General features: G+C 74.0%; 9 protein-coding genes, 3 tRNA genes and 1 pseudogene. 9 read left to right on the top strand and 4 right to left on the bottom strand.

Features of this window, described 5'->3' with window-relative positions; translation table 11 throughout:
- The first annotated feature begins 48 nt into the window (after window positions 1-48).
- Together ACZ6Z8_RS07965 and ACZ6Z8_RS07960 are read left to right on the top strand one after the other, a co-directional pair.
- Window positions 49-121: transfer RNA gene (locus ACZ6Z8_RS07965), tRNA-Ala, on the top strand.
- A 57-nt stretch (window positions 122-178) separates the two neighbouring features.
- Window positions 179-251: transfer RNA gene (locus ACZ6Z8_RS07960), tRNA-Ala, on the top strand.
- A 61-nt stretch (window positions 252-312) separates the two neighbouring features.
- Here the strand turns inward: ACZ6Z8_RS07960 and ACZ6Z8_RS07955 are convergent.
- A pseudogene (locus ACZ6Z8_RS07955) lies at window positions 313-573 on the bottom strand (MmyB family transcriptional regulator); the annotation flags it as partial.
- Window positions 574-802: 229 nt separating this feature from the next.
- On the opposite strand from ACZ6Z8_RS07955, the gene ACZ6Z8_RS07950 reads away from it, so the two are divergent.
- The 7 genes from ACZ6Z8_RS07950 (at window position 803) to ACZ6Z8_RS07920 (ending at window position 11433) form a co-directional block, all read left to right on the top strand.
- Window positions 803-875, top strand: a tRNA-Ala gene (locus ACZ6Z8_RS07950).
- Window positions 876-972: 97 nt separating this feature from the next.
- Window positions 973-2268: a hypothetical protein gene (locus ACZ6Z8_RS07945; RefSeq protein WP_465607363.1), complete on the top strand. Its 1296-nt coding sequence runs from the start codon at window positions 973-975 to the stop codon at window positions 2266-2268.
- 336 nt (window positions 2269-2604) lie between these two features.
- Complete coding sequence (leuS, locus tag ACZ6Z8_RS07940; RefSeq protein ID WP_465607361.1) at window positions 2605-5490, top strand: leucine--tRNA ligase; 2886 nt, start codon at window positions 2605-2607, stop codon at window positions 5488-5490.
- Between the two features lie 335 nt (window positions 5491-5825).
- Window positions 5826-6638, top strand: a complete 813-nt coding sequence (locus tag ACZ6Z8_RS07935; RefSeq protein WP_465607359.1) for a hypothetical protein — start codon at window positions 5826-5828, stop codon at window positions 6636-6638.
- A gap of 167 nt (window positions 6639-6805) precedes the next feature.
- On the top strand, window positions 6806-7651 hold the full coding sequence (locus tag ACZ6Z8_RS07930) for a DegV family protein (RefSeq protein WP_465607357.1): 846 nt from the start codon (window positions 6806-6808) through the stop codon (window positions 7649-7651).
- Window positions 7652-7841: 190 nt separating this feature from the next.
- Window positions 7842-8789 (top strand): ComEA family DNA-binding protein, encoded by a 948-nt coding sequence (locus ACZ6Z8_RS07925; protein WP_465607355.1) that lies wholly within the window; start codon window positions 7842-7844, stop codon window positions 8787-8789.
- 46 nt (window positions 8790-8835) lie between these two features.
- Window positions 8836-11433, top strand: coding sequence for a ComEC/Rec2 family competence protein (locus tag ACZ6Z8_RS07920; RefSeq protein ID WP_465607353.1), 2598 nt, complete (start codon window positions 8836-8838; stop codon window positions 11431-11433).
- 204 nt (window positions 11434-11637) lie between these two features.
- Here ACZ6Z8_RS07920 and ACZ6Z8_RS07915 read toward each other — a convergent pair whose 3' ends face one another.
- The 3 genes from ACZ6Z8_RS07915 to ACZ6Z8_RS07905 form a co-directional block, all read right to left on the bottom strand.
- Window positions 11638-12762: a DUF4185 domain-containing protein gene (locus ACZ6Z8_RS07915; RefSeq protein WP_465607351.1), complete on the bottom strand. Its 1125-nt coding sequence runs from the start codon at window positions 12760-12762 to the stop codon at window positions 11638-11640.
- Between the two features lie 343 nt (window positions 12763-13105).
- Window positions 13106-13705, bottom strand: a complete 600-nt coding sequence (locus ACZ6Z8_RS07910; protein WP_465607349.1) for a cysteine hydrolase family protein — start codon at window positions 13703-13705, stop codon at window positions 13106-13108.
- A 94-nt stretch (window positions 13706-13799) separates the two neighbouring features.
- The gene (locus tag ACZ6Z8_RS07905; protein WP_465607348.1) at window positions 13800-15095 is read right to left on the bottom strand and encodes an MFS transporter; all 1296 of its coding nucleotides are present in this window, start codon (window positions 15093-15095) and stop codon (window positions 13800-13802) included.
- Window positions 15096-15162 lie beyond the last annotated feature (67 nt).

Below are 15162 nucleotides of genomic sequence, written 5' to 3'. Positions count from 1 at the left end.
CAGGGAAGGAACGCGGCCCGGAAGGGAAGCGGGAGATCCGGTGAGTGCGGGGCTATAGCTCAGTTGGTAGAGCGCTTGCATGGCATGCAAGAGGTCTGGGGTTCAATTCCCCATAGCTCCACTCCGCATCGGCGGTCGTGGCCATCGGGAATTCCGGGGCCGGGATCGTCCGTGTCGCGGGGCTATAGCTCAGTTGGTAGAGCGCTTGCATGGCATGCAAGAGGTCTGGGGTTCAATTCCCCATAGCTCCACAGCAGTTCGTGAGGCCGTCACCCGGTGGGTGGCGGCCTCACGGGTTTCCCCGGTCTTTTGCTACGGCGTGCAGGTGTGGGTCCAGCCGCCCGGCGCCAGCGAGTTGAGCCGCTCGACCAGTTCCCGGTCCTCCGGGCTCTCCGGGACGTACACGACGATGTAGCACTCCGGGACGCCCGGCATCGTCAGGTAGGTGGCGTTCAGCCGCCTCACGCCGAGCTCCGGGTGGCGGAAGGTCCGCCGCAGGGTGCGTGGCGGCGAGACCTCCTGGGCCCACAGGTCGCGGAACAGCTCGCTGCCGGCCGACAGCCGCCGACTCGGGGCGCGCGCTGCTGGTCACCCTGGCGGTGAACGCGGCGGTGGTGCTCGTCGGGGCGGGGTTCGCCGAGCGCAGTCGGCGGGTGGTGCGCTGACGGGGGTCGTTCCGGGGCTGCCCCGGCGGCCTCGGGAAACGGATTTCAGGAGCACGCCCCGGACCGTGTAAAGTAGTCGATGTCGCCGAGGGAAACCGGACGGAAACGACGGGAGACCCGGTGACATCGCAGGTCAAGGGGCTATAGCTCAGTTGGTAGAGCGCTTGCATGGCATGCAAGAGGTCTGGGGTTCAATTCCCCATAGCTCCACAGTGGTTGAGAGCCGCCTCCCGATTCGGGGGGCGGCTCTTCGCCGTTGTGTGCATGCCATCGGCGGGCGGGCCGCAAAGAACGCTACGGTCGTGCCATGGCCGATCTGCAGCGAAGGCGGAACGAGGAGCTGGCCCGCATACTGCACCAGCTCGGCTGGAGTCCGGAACGGCTCGCCCGTGAGGTGAGCCTCGCCCTGCCGCCAGGCCTGGCGATCAGCTCCACTGCCCCGTACAAGTGGCGCGACCGCGGCATGGTGCCGCGCAGCCCGCACGACCAGACCGTCTGCGAGGTGCTCAGCCGCACCCTCGGCATGGCCGTCACCTACGAGCAGCTCTGGGGCCGGATGGGCGGCCACCGCGGCGCCAAGATCCTCTCGCCCCGCCTGCTCACCGACCCATGGACCGCCGACACCGCCCAGACCGCGCTGCGCGAGGCCGCGACCGACGCCGGACCGGTCCGCCTCACCGACCTGTTCCGCAGTGCCGACCTCGACCACGCCGCCGAACGGCTCTCCTCGCCGCCGCCGCCGGTCGGCGGCGGAGAGGGCGCGCTGCGCGTCGACCCCTCGCTGGCCGGCGAACTCGGCCTGTCCTACCGGAGCAAGCAGCGCCTCGAACGCTCCTGCGGCGGCGGCCTCGTCCTCGGCCCCACCCGGGCCGAACTCGCCATGCTCGCCAAGCTGTTGGAGCTCGGCGCGTACGACGAACGGCTCGGCCGCGAGCTGTACGGCACCGCCAGCAGGCTCGCCCGGCTGGCCGGCTGGGCCGCGTACGACCTCGGCCACGACGCGGCCGCCCAGCGGGCCTTCGTCGCCGCGCTGCGCGCCGCCCACGTCAGCGGCGACCCCCGGCTCGGCGTCGCCGGGCTCGGCGCGCTGGTGGTGCTCGCCACCCAGGGCGCCGGCGGACGCGGCCTGGACGCCGTCACCGCGCTGCGCACCGCCCTGGACGCCCACGGCCCCGCGCTCAGCCCCGCCGGCCGGGCCCGCCAGCTCGGCCGGATCGCCCGCGCCCACGGCCGGTGGGGCGAGGCCGAGCAGGCGGAGGAGGCCGCCGCCCGGGCTTTCGCCGAACTCGACGGCGTGCCCGGCACGGAGGAGGCCCGGGCCGACCTGGCCGGAATGGTGGGGGAGGGGTGGCTCGCGCTCGGCCGGCACCGGATGGCCAAGGGGCTGCTCGCCGAGGCCGTCGCGGGGCTCGGTCCGGGGCGGGCCCGGGCCAAGGCGATGCTGATGATCCGCCTCGCCGAGGCCCATCGGCGCCTCGGCGACCAGCGGGAGGCCACCCGGACGGTGGGGCTGGCGCGGGCGCTGGCGGCGGGGATGCAGTCGGAGCGGCTGGCCAGGGCGCTGCGGGACTTCGAGGCGGCGGGGCGGGCGGCGGCGCGGTGAGGGGGCGGGCCGCGGGGCCGGTTCCCGGGCGAGTGGGGCGGGGTGGTGCGTGGCGGGGACAGGGTGGGGCCGGGTGTGCGTGGCGGGGACAGGGTGGGACGGTCAGGAGCCCCCTGAGCTGCTTGCGGTACCCTGAGCCCATGCGAACCGTGCGCCTGCTCCTTAGCCGGCCGCGCTGACCAGGACCGGCTGCGCCCTCGGGCGGTGCCGGAGTCGGCGTGGCGTCCCCTCCTGCGAGGGGATTTTTTGTTTTCCGCCCCCGCCCGCGTCGTGGGACGGGTCCACGGTCGGCCGCGTCGCGGTTCGCCAACTGACACCGATGGAGCTTGAAGGACCATGAGCGAGACGACCCCTGCGTCCGGCGCGGCCGAGACCGCGACCGAGCCGTTCCGGTACAGCGCCGCGCTGGCGGCGGAGATCGAGTCCCGCTGGCAGGACATCTGGGAGAAGGAGGGCACCTTCCACGCCCCCAACCCCACCGGTGAGCTGGCCGACCCCTCCGCCGGTGACGTCGCCGCGAAGCCGCACAGCTTCATCATGGACATGTTCCCGTACCCCTCGGGCGCGGGCCTGCACGTCGGCCACCCGCTGGGTTACATCGCCACCGACGTCTTCGCCCGCTACCAGCGGATGACCGGCCACAACGTGCTGCACACGCTGGGCTACGACGCCTTCGGCCTGCCCGCCGAGCAGTACGCGGTGCAGACCGGCACCCACCCGCGGGTCTCCACCGAGGCCAACATCGCCAACATGCGCCAGCAGCTGCGCCGGCTGGGCCTGGGCCACGACCCGCGCCGCTCGATCTCCACGATCGACCCGGAGTACTACCGCTGGACGCAGTGGATCTTCCTGCAGATCTTCAACTCCTGGTACGACGAGGCGGCCGGCAAGGCCCGCCCGATCGCCGAGCTGGTCGCCCAGTTCGAGGCCGGCACGCGTGAGGTGCCGGGCGGCCGCGCCTGGGCCGCGCTGTCCGCCGCCGAGCGCGACGAGGTGCTGGGCGAGTACCGCCTGGCGTACGCCAAGGAGGTGCCGGTCAACTGGTGCCCGGGTCTGGGCACCGTGCTGGCCAACGAGGAGGTCACCGCGGACGGCCGCTCCGAGCGCGGCAACTTCCCGGTGTTCAAGTCCAACCTGCGCCAGTGGATGATGCGCATCACCGCGTACTCGGACCGTCTGATCTCCGACCTGGACCTGCTGGACTGGCCCGAGGCCATCAAGCTGCAGCAGCGCAACTGGATCGGGCGCTCCGAGGGCGCCCGGGTGGACTTCGCCGTCGACGGCGGGAAGATCACCGTCTTCACCACCAGGCCCGACACCCTGTTCGGCGCCACCTACATGGTGCTGGCGCCCGAGCACGGCCTGGTCGACTCGATCGTCCCCGCCGCCTGGCCCGAGGGCGTGCCCGCGGAGTGGACCGGCGGAGCCGCCACCCCGGCCGAGGCCGTCGCCGGCTACCGCGCCGCGGCCGCCGCCAAGTCGGACGTCGAGCGCCAGGTCGAGGCCAAGGTCAAGACCGGCGTCTTCACCGGCGCCTACGCCGTCAACCCGGTCAGCGGCGAGTCCGTCCCGGTGTTCATCGCCGACTACGTGCTGATGGGCTACGGCACCGGCGCCATCATGGCCGTCCCCGCCCACGACCACCGCGACTTCGCCTTCGCCCGCGCCTTCGGGCTGCCGATGCGCTGCGTCGTCGAGCCGACCGACGGGCGCGGCTCGGACCCGGCGGCGTGGGACGACGCCTTCGACACCTACGACTCCGTCATCGTCAACTCGGCCCGGGAGCAGGGCGACCTGTCGCTGGACGGGCTGAGCGTCGTCGACGCCAAGGCCCGTGTCACCGCCTGGCTGGCCGAGCGCGGCATCGGCGAGGGCACCGTCAACTACCGCCTGCGCGACTGGCTGTTCAGCCGCCAGCGGTACTGGGGCGAGCCCTTCCCGATCGTCTACGACGAGGACGGCGTGATGCACGCGCTGCCCGAGTCGATGCTGCCGGTCGAGGTCCCCGAGGTCGACGACTACTCGCCGCGCACCTACGACGCGTACGACTCCGCCTCCTCGCCGGAGACCCCGCTGTCGCGCAACGAGGACTGGGTCGACGTCGAGCTGGACCTGGGCGACGGCGTCAAGCGGTACCGCCGCGAGACCAACACCATGCCCAACTGGGCGGGTTCGTGCTGGTACGACCTGCGCTACGTCGACCCGACGAACACCGAGGCCGTGGTGGACCCGGCCAACGAGGGCTACTGGCTGGGCCCGACCGAGACCAAGCCGGGCGGCGGCGCCGACCTGTACGTCGGCGGTGCCGAGCACGCCGTGCTGCACCTGCTGTACGCGCGCTTCTGGCACAAGGTGCTGCACGACCTGGGCCACGTCTCCTCGGTCGAGCCGTTCCACAAGCTGTTCAACCAGGGCATGATCACCGCGGACGTCTACCGCGACGAGCGCGGCTTCCCGGTGCCCGCCGCCGAGGTCGAGGAGCGCGACGGCAAGTACTTCTGGCAGGGCGAGCCGGTCAAGCGCGAGGCCGGGAAGATGGGCAAGTCCCTGAAGAACGCCGTCGCCCCGGACGACATCGCCGACGAGTACGGCGCGGACACGCTGCGCCTGTACGAGATGTCGATGGGCCCGCTGGACGTCTCCCGTCCGTGGGACACCCGGGCCGTCGTCGGCTCGTACCGCTTCCTGCAGCGGCTGTGGCGCAACGTCGTGTCGGAGGCCACCGGCGAGCTGGTCGTCACGGAGGAGGAGCCGGACGAGGCGACCCTGCGTGCCCTGCACAAGGCCATCGACGGCATCCGCGGTGACATGGCCGGGCTGCGGTTCAACACGGCCGTCGCCAAGGCGATCGAGCTGAACAACTTCCTGGTCAAGCGCGGCTCCACGCCGCGGGCGGTGGCCGAGCAGCTGGTGCTGATGGTCGCGCCGCTGGCCCCGCACATCGCCGAGGAGCTGTGGCGCCGGCTGGGCCACGGCGAGTCGCTGGCGCACGCCGACTACCCGGTCGCCGACCCGGCGTACGTGGTCGACGAGACGGTGACCTGCGTGGTGCAGATCAAGGGCAAGGTCAAGGCGCGGCTGGAGGTCGCGCCCGGCATCACGGACGCGGAGCTGGAGGCGCTGGCGCTGGCGGACCCGGCGGTGGTCGCGGCGATCGGTGACGCGACGGTGCGGAAGGTGATCGCGCGGGCGCCGAAGCTGGTCAACATCGTGACCGGGTGAGGTCGGGGCTGGTCGGGCTTCGTGGCTCGGTCAGCACGTGATCGATCGGGCGGGTGTCCTTCGGGGCACCCGCCCGGTGCGTTTCCGGGCGGTGGGGGTGGGCGTGGGGGCGGGCGTGGGGGTGGGGCAGGGGCAGGGGCAGGGGCAGAGGCCGGGGGTGAGGTGGGGTGGGCGGGGTTCGGGCCCTCGGGGAGATCCCCGATCTGTCCCTGATCTCCCGTCGCCGGCCTCGTTCGGACCGCATCGGCCCCGGTGCGGCGGCTACCGTGGAACCCTCGGCAGTGCGGCCCGTTGGGCCCGTTGGGGGCCGGAACGGTGGCGGAAGGTGGCGCGCGATGGACGTGTTCGGCGTGATGATCGGCTTGGTCCTGCTCTTCGGGATCGCGACCCTCGTACTGGCCGTGGTCGGTACGGTCAAGGCCGCCAAGGCCGTCGCCGCGAAGGTCGAGAAGCACGAGGCCAACGCCCGGCGCGCCGTCGAGACCGCCACCCTCAAGGCGAAGACGTACACCAAGGTCGGCCCGCCGGCCCAGATCGCCACCGTCCGGCTCAAGCTGCGGACCTCGCTGGACGGCACCCGGCAGGTGCTGGAGGGCGGACTGGCGCAGGACGGTCAGCTCGGCGAGTCCCTCGCGCTGCTGACCAGGCTCGACGCGCACGCGGCCGAGCTGGACGGCGAACTGCGGGTCCTGGAACGCGAACCGGACACCGCGCGGATCGCGGCCAAGCTGCCGGAACTGCGGGAGCGGGCGGAGCGGATCACCCACGCGGCGGAGACCATGCGGTGGGCGGCGCAGGACCGGATGCACCGGTTCGCGGACGACGAGCTGAGCCGGCTGAGCCAGGAGTGCGAGAGCGAGGCGGGGGCGCTGCGGCACTGGGACACTGGGACTGCTTCGGGCGCTGCTGCGGGGGCTGGGGCCGCTTCGGGGACCGGGGCTGCTTCCGGGGGCGCTGCGGGTGGTGCGGCTGGTCCGTCCGGTACGGCTGGCTCGTCCGGTGGCGGGGCGGCTCGGGCCGGGCTGACGGACGGGAAGGGGCGGCCGAGCGCGGAGGACCTGCTCGGGCTGGCCGACCCGCTGGCGAAGCTGGCGCAGCGGCTGCGGAAGCCGTCGGCGGGGCCGTCGGCCGGGCCTTCGGCGGGCTGAGTCCCGGTCCGGGGCGGCGCCGTTCCCGGGCGCGGCGGCCGTTGCCCGGAGGCGCGGAGGCCCTTGCCCGGAGGCGCGGAGGCCCTTGCCCGGAGGCGCGGAGGCCTCGGGCGGAGCGATGGGACGGACGCTGTCTTCCCGGACGAACGGGGAGTAATCTCCGCCTCATGCCCTCCGACCTCGCGCTCGTCACCGATTCCACGGCCTATCTGCCGCAGCAGGCCCTCGACCGGCACGGGATCACGGTGGTTCCGCTGAGCGTCGCGGTCGGTGACTCGGTCCTCTGCGAGGGCGTCGAGATCTCCCCGAAGGACGTCGCCGAGGCGCTGCGCGCCAAACAGCGGGTGACCACCTCCCGGCCCAACCCGGAGGCCTTCGCCGCCACCTACCGGGCGGCCGCCGAGGCGGGGGCGAAGGGGATCGTCTCGGTGCACATCTCGGGCGAGCTGTCCGGCACGGTCGAGGCCGCCCGGCTGGCGGCGGCCGAGGCGCCCGTGCCGGTGCGGGTGGTGGACAGCCGGCTGGTCGGCATGGCCCTCGGGTACGGGGTGCTGGCGGCGGCCGAGGCGATCGCGGCCGGCCGGGACCTGGCCGAGGCGGCCGAGGCGGCCACCCGGCGGGCGGCCGGGACCAGCGGCTTCTTCTACGTGGACACCCTGGAGCACCTGCGCCGGGGCGGGCGGATCGGAGCGGCGCGGGCGCTGCTCGGGTCGGCGCTGGCGGTCAAGCCGCTGCTGCACCTGGACGGCGGGCGGATCGAACCGCTGGAGAAGGTGCGGACGGCGTCGCGGGCGATCGCGCGGCTGGAGGAGATCGCGGTCGAGCGGTCGGGGGAGGGCGAGGTGGACATCACCGTCCACCACCTGGCGGCCGAGGAGCGGGCCGAACCGCTCGCGGAGCGGCTGCGGGCGCGGGTGCCGGGGCTGCGGGACCTGTACGTGGGCGAGGTCGGTGCGGTGATCGGCGCGCACGTCGGTCCGGGGCTGCTCGCGGTGGTGATCGCGCCGCGCTGAGGCGGGGCGGAGACGGGACGGGGGCGGGGCTGATTGGGTGGGGGACGCCGTCTGCCCTGGGCCGGTCCGGTCAACTTGAACATCGGGCGACCACTCGTGTGAGTGACCGTTTTTATCCACAACCCCCTAGTTGTCCACAGGCTTTCGGTAATTCCTGCGCGCTCGCCGGACGGCTCCTAGCGTCCTCGCCATGACGACCATGGGCCTGGGCGCGGCGAAGCGCCAAGCGATCAACGAGACGGTGCGGCTGCGGATGGCGGCGCTGCTGCCGACGGACGACGAGCCGGTGGGCGCTGATGCGCCTGCCGTTCCCCCTGCACCTGCCGTTCCCCCTGCGCCTGCCGTTCCCCCTGCGCCTGCGCCGCCTCCGGCGGCCGCCGGGGCGGTGGGGAAGCCGGCGGCGCTGCCTCCGGGGGCAGTCGACCTACCCGATCCTCCGGATGCCGGCGCGCGGCTGCGGTTCGCCTCGCTGCTGGCGCTCGACCGGCGTGCGGTGGCCGGTCTGGCCATCCTGCTGCTCTTCGCGGTGGGCTACGCCGTGCAGCACTTCTGGCTGGCCAGGCCGCAGGCGGTGGCCGTCCCGGCGCTGGTGGCGACCTCCGCACCGCCGGAGTCCGGTCCGTCCGCCGCCGACGCCCCACCCGGCAGCGGGGCCGGTCCACCCGCCGAGGCCCCCGCGGGGCCGGGTGCCGGGCCCGCCGTCGTCGTCGACATCGGCGGCCGGGTCCACCTGCCGGGCCTGCACACCCTGCCCGGCGGCTCGCGGGTGGCCGACGCCCTGAAGGCGGCGGGCGGTCCGCTGCCGGAGACGGACACCCACGGCCTCAACCTGGCCCGCGTCCTGACCGACGGTGAACAGCTCCTGGTCGGCGAGCCGGCCCAGGCCCCGGTCCCCGTCCAGGTCCCCGGAGGCGGCGGCGGACCTCCCGCGGCCGGAGCGCCCCGAGCACCCGTCAGCCTCAACCGCGCCACCCTCGAACAACTCGACGCCCTGCCCGGCGTCGGCCCGACCCTCGCCCAGCGCATCCTCGCCTACCGCGCCTCGCACGGCTCGTTCCGCTCGATCGAACAGCTCCGTCAGGTGAGCGGTATCGGCGTCCGTACGTTCGCGGAACTCCGTCCGCTCCTCACGCTCTGACACCCGTTCTGCTTCCACCCGCCGACCCCTGGAGGGAGGTACCGCCATGTCCGCCACCACCGCGCCGGTCCCGAGCACCCGCTCCTCGGGTGCCGACTTCCGACTGCTACTGCCCGCTGTCTCGGCCTGGCTGGTCACGGCGGTGCTCCTGCCCGTCGAGCCGGGGTCCGAGGCGCTGATCTTCTCGCTGGCGGGCGGGGCGGTGCTCGCGGCCGTGCCGCTGCTCATCCGGCCGGGCCTGCTGCGCCGGCGCGGGGCCGCGGTGTCGCTGGCGGCCGTCCTGCTCACCGGTGCCGCGGCCGCGGTCGCGACCCCGCTGCACACCGCAGACCTGCACCGGGGACTGCTGCCGGAGCTGGCCCGAGCTGCCGAGCACGCGCCGCCGCGCTCCCCGGGCACGCCTGCCCAGGTGGTGGACGTGGAGCTGACCGTCGCGGGGGACCCGAAGGTCCACACCGCCCGGGGCGGCACCACCGGCGGGCAGACCCTGCTCACCGTCAAGGCCGTGGCCGACCGGGCCACCCTCCTCCCGGACGGACGGTCGACCCGGACGCACACCCCGGTGACCGTGATGGTCCGCGGGTCGGAGAGCGAGCCGTGGCTGCGACTGCTCCCGTCGGAGCGGCTGGCCGTCGAGGCCGAGGTGCGTCCGTCGGGGGAGGGCTACGACACCGAGGCCGCGGCGCTGCTGGTCGTCCACGGGCCGCCCCGGCAGCTCGCACCACCGAGCCTGCCGCAGCGGATCGCCGGCCGACTGCGCGAGGGCCTGCGCACGGCCAGCGACGGACTCCCGCCGGACGCGCGGGGGCTGCTCCCCGGGCTGGTCGTCGGCGACACCTCGCGGCTGCCCGACGACCTGGTGGACGCCTTCCGGGCCACCGACCTGGTGCACCTGGTGGCGGTCAGCGGGGCCAACCTGGCGATCGTCCTCGGCGTGCTGCTGGGCTCGCCGGGCCAGGCCGGCACCCCCGAACGGCGCGGACTGGCAGCGCTGTTGGGGCTGTCCCTGCGCACCAGTGCCCTGCTCGGCGCGGGACTGACGCTGGCCTTCGTGACCGTCTGCCGGCCCGAGCCCAGCGTGCTGCGGGCGGCGGGGACGGGACTGATCGGCATGCTGGCCCTGGCCACCGGCCGCCCCCGTCAGGCCGTACCGGCGCTCGCCGGGGCCGTTCTGGTCCTCGTCCTGCTGGACCCGTTCCTGGCCCGCTCCTTCGGCTTCCTGCTCTCGGTGCTCGCCACCGCAGGGCTGCTCGTCCTCGGGCCGCACTGGGCCGAGTCCCTGCGCGCCCGGCGCTGGCCGCACCACCTGGCGGGCGCGCTGGCGGCGACGGCGGCCGCGCAGGCGCTCTGCGCCCCGGTGACGGTGGTGCTGTCCGGGCACATCAGCCTGGTCGCGGTCCCGTGCAACCTGCTGGCCGAACTGGCGGTCGCCCCGGCGACGCTGCTCGGCTTCGCGGTGCTCGCACTGCAACCGTTCTTCCCCTCCCTGGCGCGGCTGCTCGCCGGGCCGGCCGGGGTGCCGGCCGGCTGGCTGGCCTTCGTCGGACGGCGCGGGGCGGAACTCCCCGGCGGCCAACTGTCGTGGCCCGGGGGCTGGTTCGGGGTGGTGACGGTCGCCCTGGCGATCCTGGCCGCGTGCTGGGCGGCACCCCTGCTGCTGCCCCGGCGGGCGGAGAGCGGCCGGCACGCCCGCCCCCGGCGCCGCTGGGCCCGGGCCCTGGTGACGGGTGCCCTGCTGGTGGTGCTGCTGGCCGTGCTGCTGCGCCCGCCGCAGCTGGCCCGGATCGCCACGGGCTGGCCGCCGCCGGGGTGGCGGCTGGCAATGTGCGACGTCGGCCAGGGAGACATGTTGGCCCTCGCGACCGGTGCGCCGGACAGCGCGGTGGTGATCGACACCGGGCCTGATCCCGAAGCAGCCGACCGGTGCCTGCGCGAACTCGGCGTCACCACGGTCCCGTTGCTGCTGTTGACGCACTTCCATGCGGACCATGTCGAGGGTGTGCCAGGGGTGTTGCGCGGTCGTCGGGTGGGTTCGGTCGAGGGTACGGCGCTGGACGACCCGCCGGGCGAGGCGGCCCGGGTGACGGCCTGGGCGGCAGGGGCCGGTGTGCGGCTGGCGCGGGCGGGTCGCGGTGAACGGCGTTCAGTCGGCGCGGAGTTGTCCTGGGACGTGGTGTGGCCCGATCCGGGGGTGGCCGTCGAGGCGCCGGGCGCGAACAACGCGAGTGTGGCCCTGCTGGTGACGTTGGGTGGAGGATTGCGGATGGCCCTGCTGGGAGATCTCGAACCGCCCGCGCAGTCGGCCCTGTTGGGCCGCATCGGCCGGGTCGACGTACTGAAGGTGGCCCACCACGGCTCGGCCCACCAGGACTGGGGTCTGACCGGTGCGCTACGGCCGCGGCTCGCCCTGATCTCCTGCGGCGAGGGCAATGCGTACGGGCATCCGTCGCCCCGGACGGTCGACCGGCTGCGTGCGTTGGGCGCCACCGTCCTGCGCACCGACCGGGTGGGGGACATCGCCGTGACCGGCGACTCCCCGTCCACCCTCGCCGTCGCCGTGCACCCCCAGCCCGACCACGGCGCCCGCGCCGGCCACTCCGGCTCCGGCCACTCCACCCGCAGGCCCCGCGCCCCGCCCCTCTGACCCCGCTCTCCTCTTCCCTCCACGACGTGGGGTGGGCAGGGGTTAGGGGTGGGGGAGGTGGAGGGAGGGGCGGGAGGGGGCGGGGGCGGGGGCCCGGGGAAGAAGATTGCGGCGCGCTCCGGGCAGGCCCGGAGCGCGCCGCCCGGAAGCGCCCGAACCACCCCGGGACACCGTGCCCGGCGGTGAGCCGCCGGGCACAGTGCCTCAGGACAACATGTTGATCCGGTACTGCATGATCCGGTAGTTCTTCGGGTCGTACCACTGGCTGACGACGATGTGGAAGTTGCCGAACGTCGAGCCCGGGATCACGAAGCCGCCGTACGGGCTGGCGACCAGGTTGCCGATCTCCTGGCCCGGGGCGCCGGGAAGGATCATGGCCTGCTCCAGCGTCCTGGTCAGGTCCGAGGTCGGGAGCGCGAAGACCATCGCCCGGATCGACAGCGGGTCCATGTTCAGCCAGGTGAGCACGTACTTGCCGTCCATGGCCCGGAAGCACATCTCGCCCCACTTGCGGGTGCCGAAGACGGTCGTCGGGTCGGGCGCGTTCCAGCGCCAGCCGCCGTCGGCGAAGCCCCAGGGCTCGTAGGCGTCCGGATTGCCGAGGCTCTCCTTCCGCACCCGGTGCAGCAGCATCCCCGATTCCACGGCCCGGTTGAAGACTGTGGACAGCACGTAGCAGTAGCCGTCGTCGGCCACGGCGTACGTCTTCTGCTGGAACTGGCCGCCGTGCAGGTCACCCGGCCACTGGCACAGGTACTCCCACGTCTCGCCGTTGTCGGTGGAGCGCCAGAAGTCGGTGTGGTGGGTGTCGTAGATGACGCCGCGCATGAGGTGCATGTACATCACCCCGTCGACGACGAATACGTCGGAGGGGATCGCCGTCGTGAACTTGTCGCCGACCGGGTTGTGCGGCTCGTCGACGAGGCTGTTGGCGTGGCCCCCGCCGACGCTGCCGTCGATGCGCAGGTTGTTCAGGTCCGCACTGCTGGAGCGCAGTCCGACCGGGGCGCGCCAGTCGGCGGAGCCCACCTGGTCGCCGTCGAAGGTATCGCCGCAGACGAACAGCATGCTGCCGTTCGGGCACAGCACCGGGATGCCGAGGTCGGTCCACGGCGAGGCGAACGGCCCGGTCTCGACCGGGCCGCTGAGGTTCTTCACCTTGGTCGCGATCGTCGGACCGGTCGGGTCGTACGGGCCGTTGGCGACGGCGGGGGGCGCACCCGAGCCGATGGCCCCCGCCCCGACGGCGACGCCGATGCCGATCTTGAGGAGTTCGCGGCGGGAGGGCCCGCCGGTCGCTCCGCCGTTCGCGTCTGCTGAGCGTGTCATGGTGCCGGTGGCCTTCCGGGTCGACGGATCCCGTTCCTTCGCCCGGATCGCGCACCCGAGCGGCGACGGGGCGCCACCGAGGCTATGGCGGCCCGTCGGCCGCCCGTCGATCGGTGGACGGACCTTCACCCGAACTGGCTACGTCTCGCGGAGTTTGACGGTCCGGTTCCGATCCGGGCCGTCCGGGCCGTCCGGGCTGTCCCGGGCTGTCCCGGGCCGTCCCAGGGCGCGCGCCTCCAGGGCACGGACACGGCGAGGGCCCCACCGCTCACCCGGTGGGGCCCTCGCGGGGGGCACACCGCCGATTCACCCCGGTGGTGTGCGGAGCCGGGCCTCCGGCGGGTCAGCCGGCCCGGAGCAGGTCGGGCAGCTCGGCGGTGTCGAGGAGGCGCGCCCGGGTGGGGAGGACCCGGCGGACCAGGAGGTCGTGGAGCTCGGGATCGGGGTCGGCGACGGCGTCGGCGAGGACGTGGAGCCGGTAGTCGCGGTCGGCCGCGTCGAGGACGGTGGACAGGACGGCGCCGCTGGTGCTGAGCCCGGCGACGACCAGGGCGGTGATGCCGCGTTCGCGCAGCTGCCGGTCGAGGTCGGTGGTGGACATGGCCCCGTACCGGGTCTTGCGGACGACGATGTCACCGCCGAGGGGTGCCAGGCGCTCGTGGAAGTCGGCGCTGGGGTCCCCCTGGTGCAGGGCGCGGTGACGGGCCACTGCGGCGAAGGACTCGTTGGTGTCCGGGACGGTGTCCCAGTCGGCCTCGGTGAAGGCGACGCGCCCGTGGGCGACGGTGCCGCCGGCCGCCCGGACGTCCGCGACGGCCCGCTCGACGCGGCCGAGCAGGGCTTCCCGGCCACCGTCCTCGGGCAGGGCGGCCAGGACGGCGGGCTGGCAGTCGAGGACGAGCAGAGCGGTCTGCGCGGGGTCGAGCGCGGGGACGGTGTTCACGCGCGGGTCCTCCTTCTGGACGGGGTACGGGCGTCGGTCGGTGCGGGCGTCGGTCGGTGCGGGCGGCGGCCGACAACCGGCCGCCGCCGTGGTGTCAGGAGTGGCTGAGGGACGGTTCCGGCTCCTGCGCCGGCATCTGCTCCCGCCGCGGGAGCAGCAGCGGGGTCGCCAGGATGAGCAGCCCCGCGACGGCGAGGGCGGTGCGCGGGCCGGTGACGTCGGCGAGCAGCCCGCCGAGGGCGGTGCAGACGGCGATGGACGCCTGCTGGCCGATCGACCAGGCCGACAGGGTGCGGGCGACCAGGTGCTGGGGTGTCCGTTCGAGCCGGCAGGTGGCGAGCACCGGGTTGTAGAGGCTCATGTTGACGATGATCGCCAGCTCGACGGCCATCACGGTGACCAGGCCGACGACGCCGGGGCGGACGAGGACCAGCCCGATCAGCCAGACGGCGCGCAGGGTGCCGACGGTCCGGAAGACCCGGTGCCGTCCGTAGCGGGCGACGAAGCGTCGGGCGAGCCGGGAGCCGATGAGCCCGCCGAGGCAGGGGGCGGCGAACGCGAGGCCGTACTGCCAGGCGGGGAAGTGGAGTTGACGCAGCAGGAGTACGGCGAGCAGCGGCTCGGTGGCCATGATCAGGCCGCTGACGAGCAGGTTGTTGAGGTAGAGCGGCCGCAGGCCGGGGTCGCCCAGGATGTGCCGCCAGCCGTCGAGCAGCGCGCCCGCCCGTACGGGGGCCTTGCCGGTGGGCTGCGGGACCTCCTCCCGGCCCCGGATCGCGGTGATGCCGAGGGCGGAGAGCAGATAGCTGAGGGCGTCGGCCACGACGGTGGTGACCGGACCGAACAGGCCGATCGCGGCCCCGCCCAGGGGCGGTCCGACCGCGATGGAGCTCCAGTTGGTGGATTCGAACCGGGCGTTGGCGACCAGCAGGTCGTCCGGCCGGACGAGGGCCTTGAGGTGGGCGCCGCTGGCCGCGTTGAACGCGATCTTGGCCGCGGCGACCACGGCCGAGACCACCAGCAGCTGGACGAAGCCGAGCAGGCCGAGGGCGTAGGCGAGCGGGACGGTGGCCATGGCGGCGAACCGGACCAGGTCCATCGTGATCATCACCGGGCGCTTGCGCCGGAACTCCACCCACGGGGCGAGCGGCACGGCGATCAGCGCGCCCACCGCGGGGCCCACGGCGGACAGCGCGGACACCTCGGCCGGTCCGGCGTGCAGGGCCAGGACGGCGATCAGCGGCAGGGCTCCGAACCCCAGCCCGGACCCGTACGCGCTGACCGCGTACGCCGCCCAGAGCCAGCCGAACTGCCGCCCGAGCCGTTTCCGGCCCGCCCTGCCCGTACCGCTGTTCCCGCCGTTCCCGCCGTTCCCGTCGGCCCTGCTCATCCTGCCCACCATGCCCGGCGTGCTCCCTCGACGTCCCGTTCGACAAACCGACGTTGACCGGGGAGAG

This window comes from Kitasatospora sp. NPDC101108, assembly GCF_055584725.1.
This window is presented reverse-complemented; position numbering and strand designations above follow the sequence as displayed.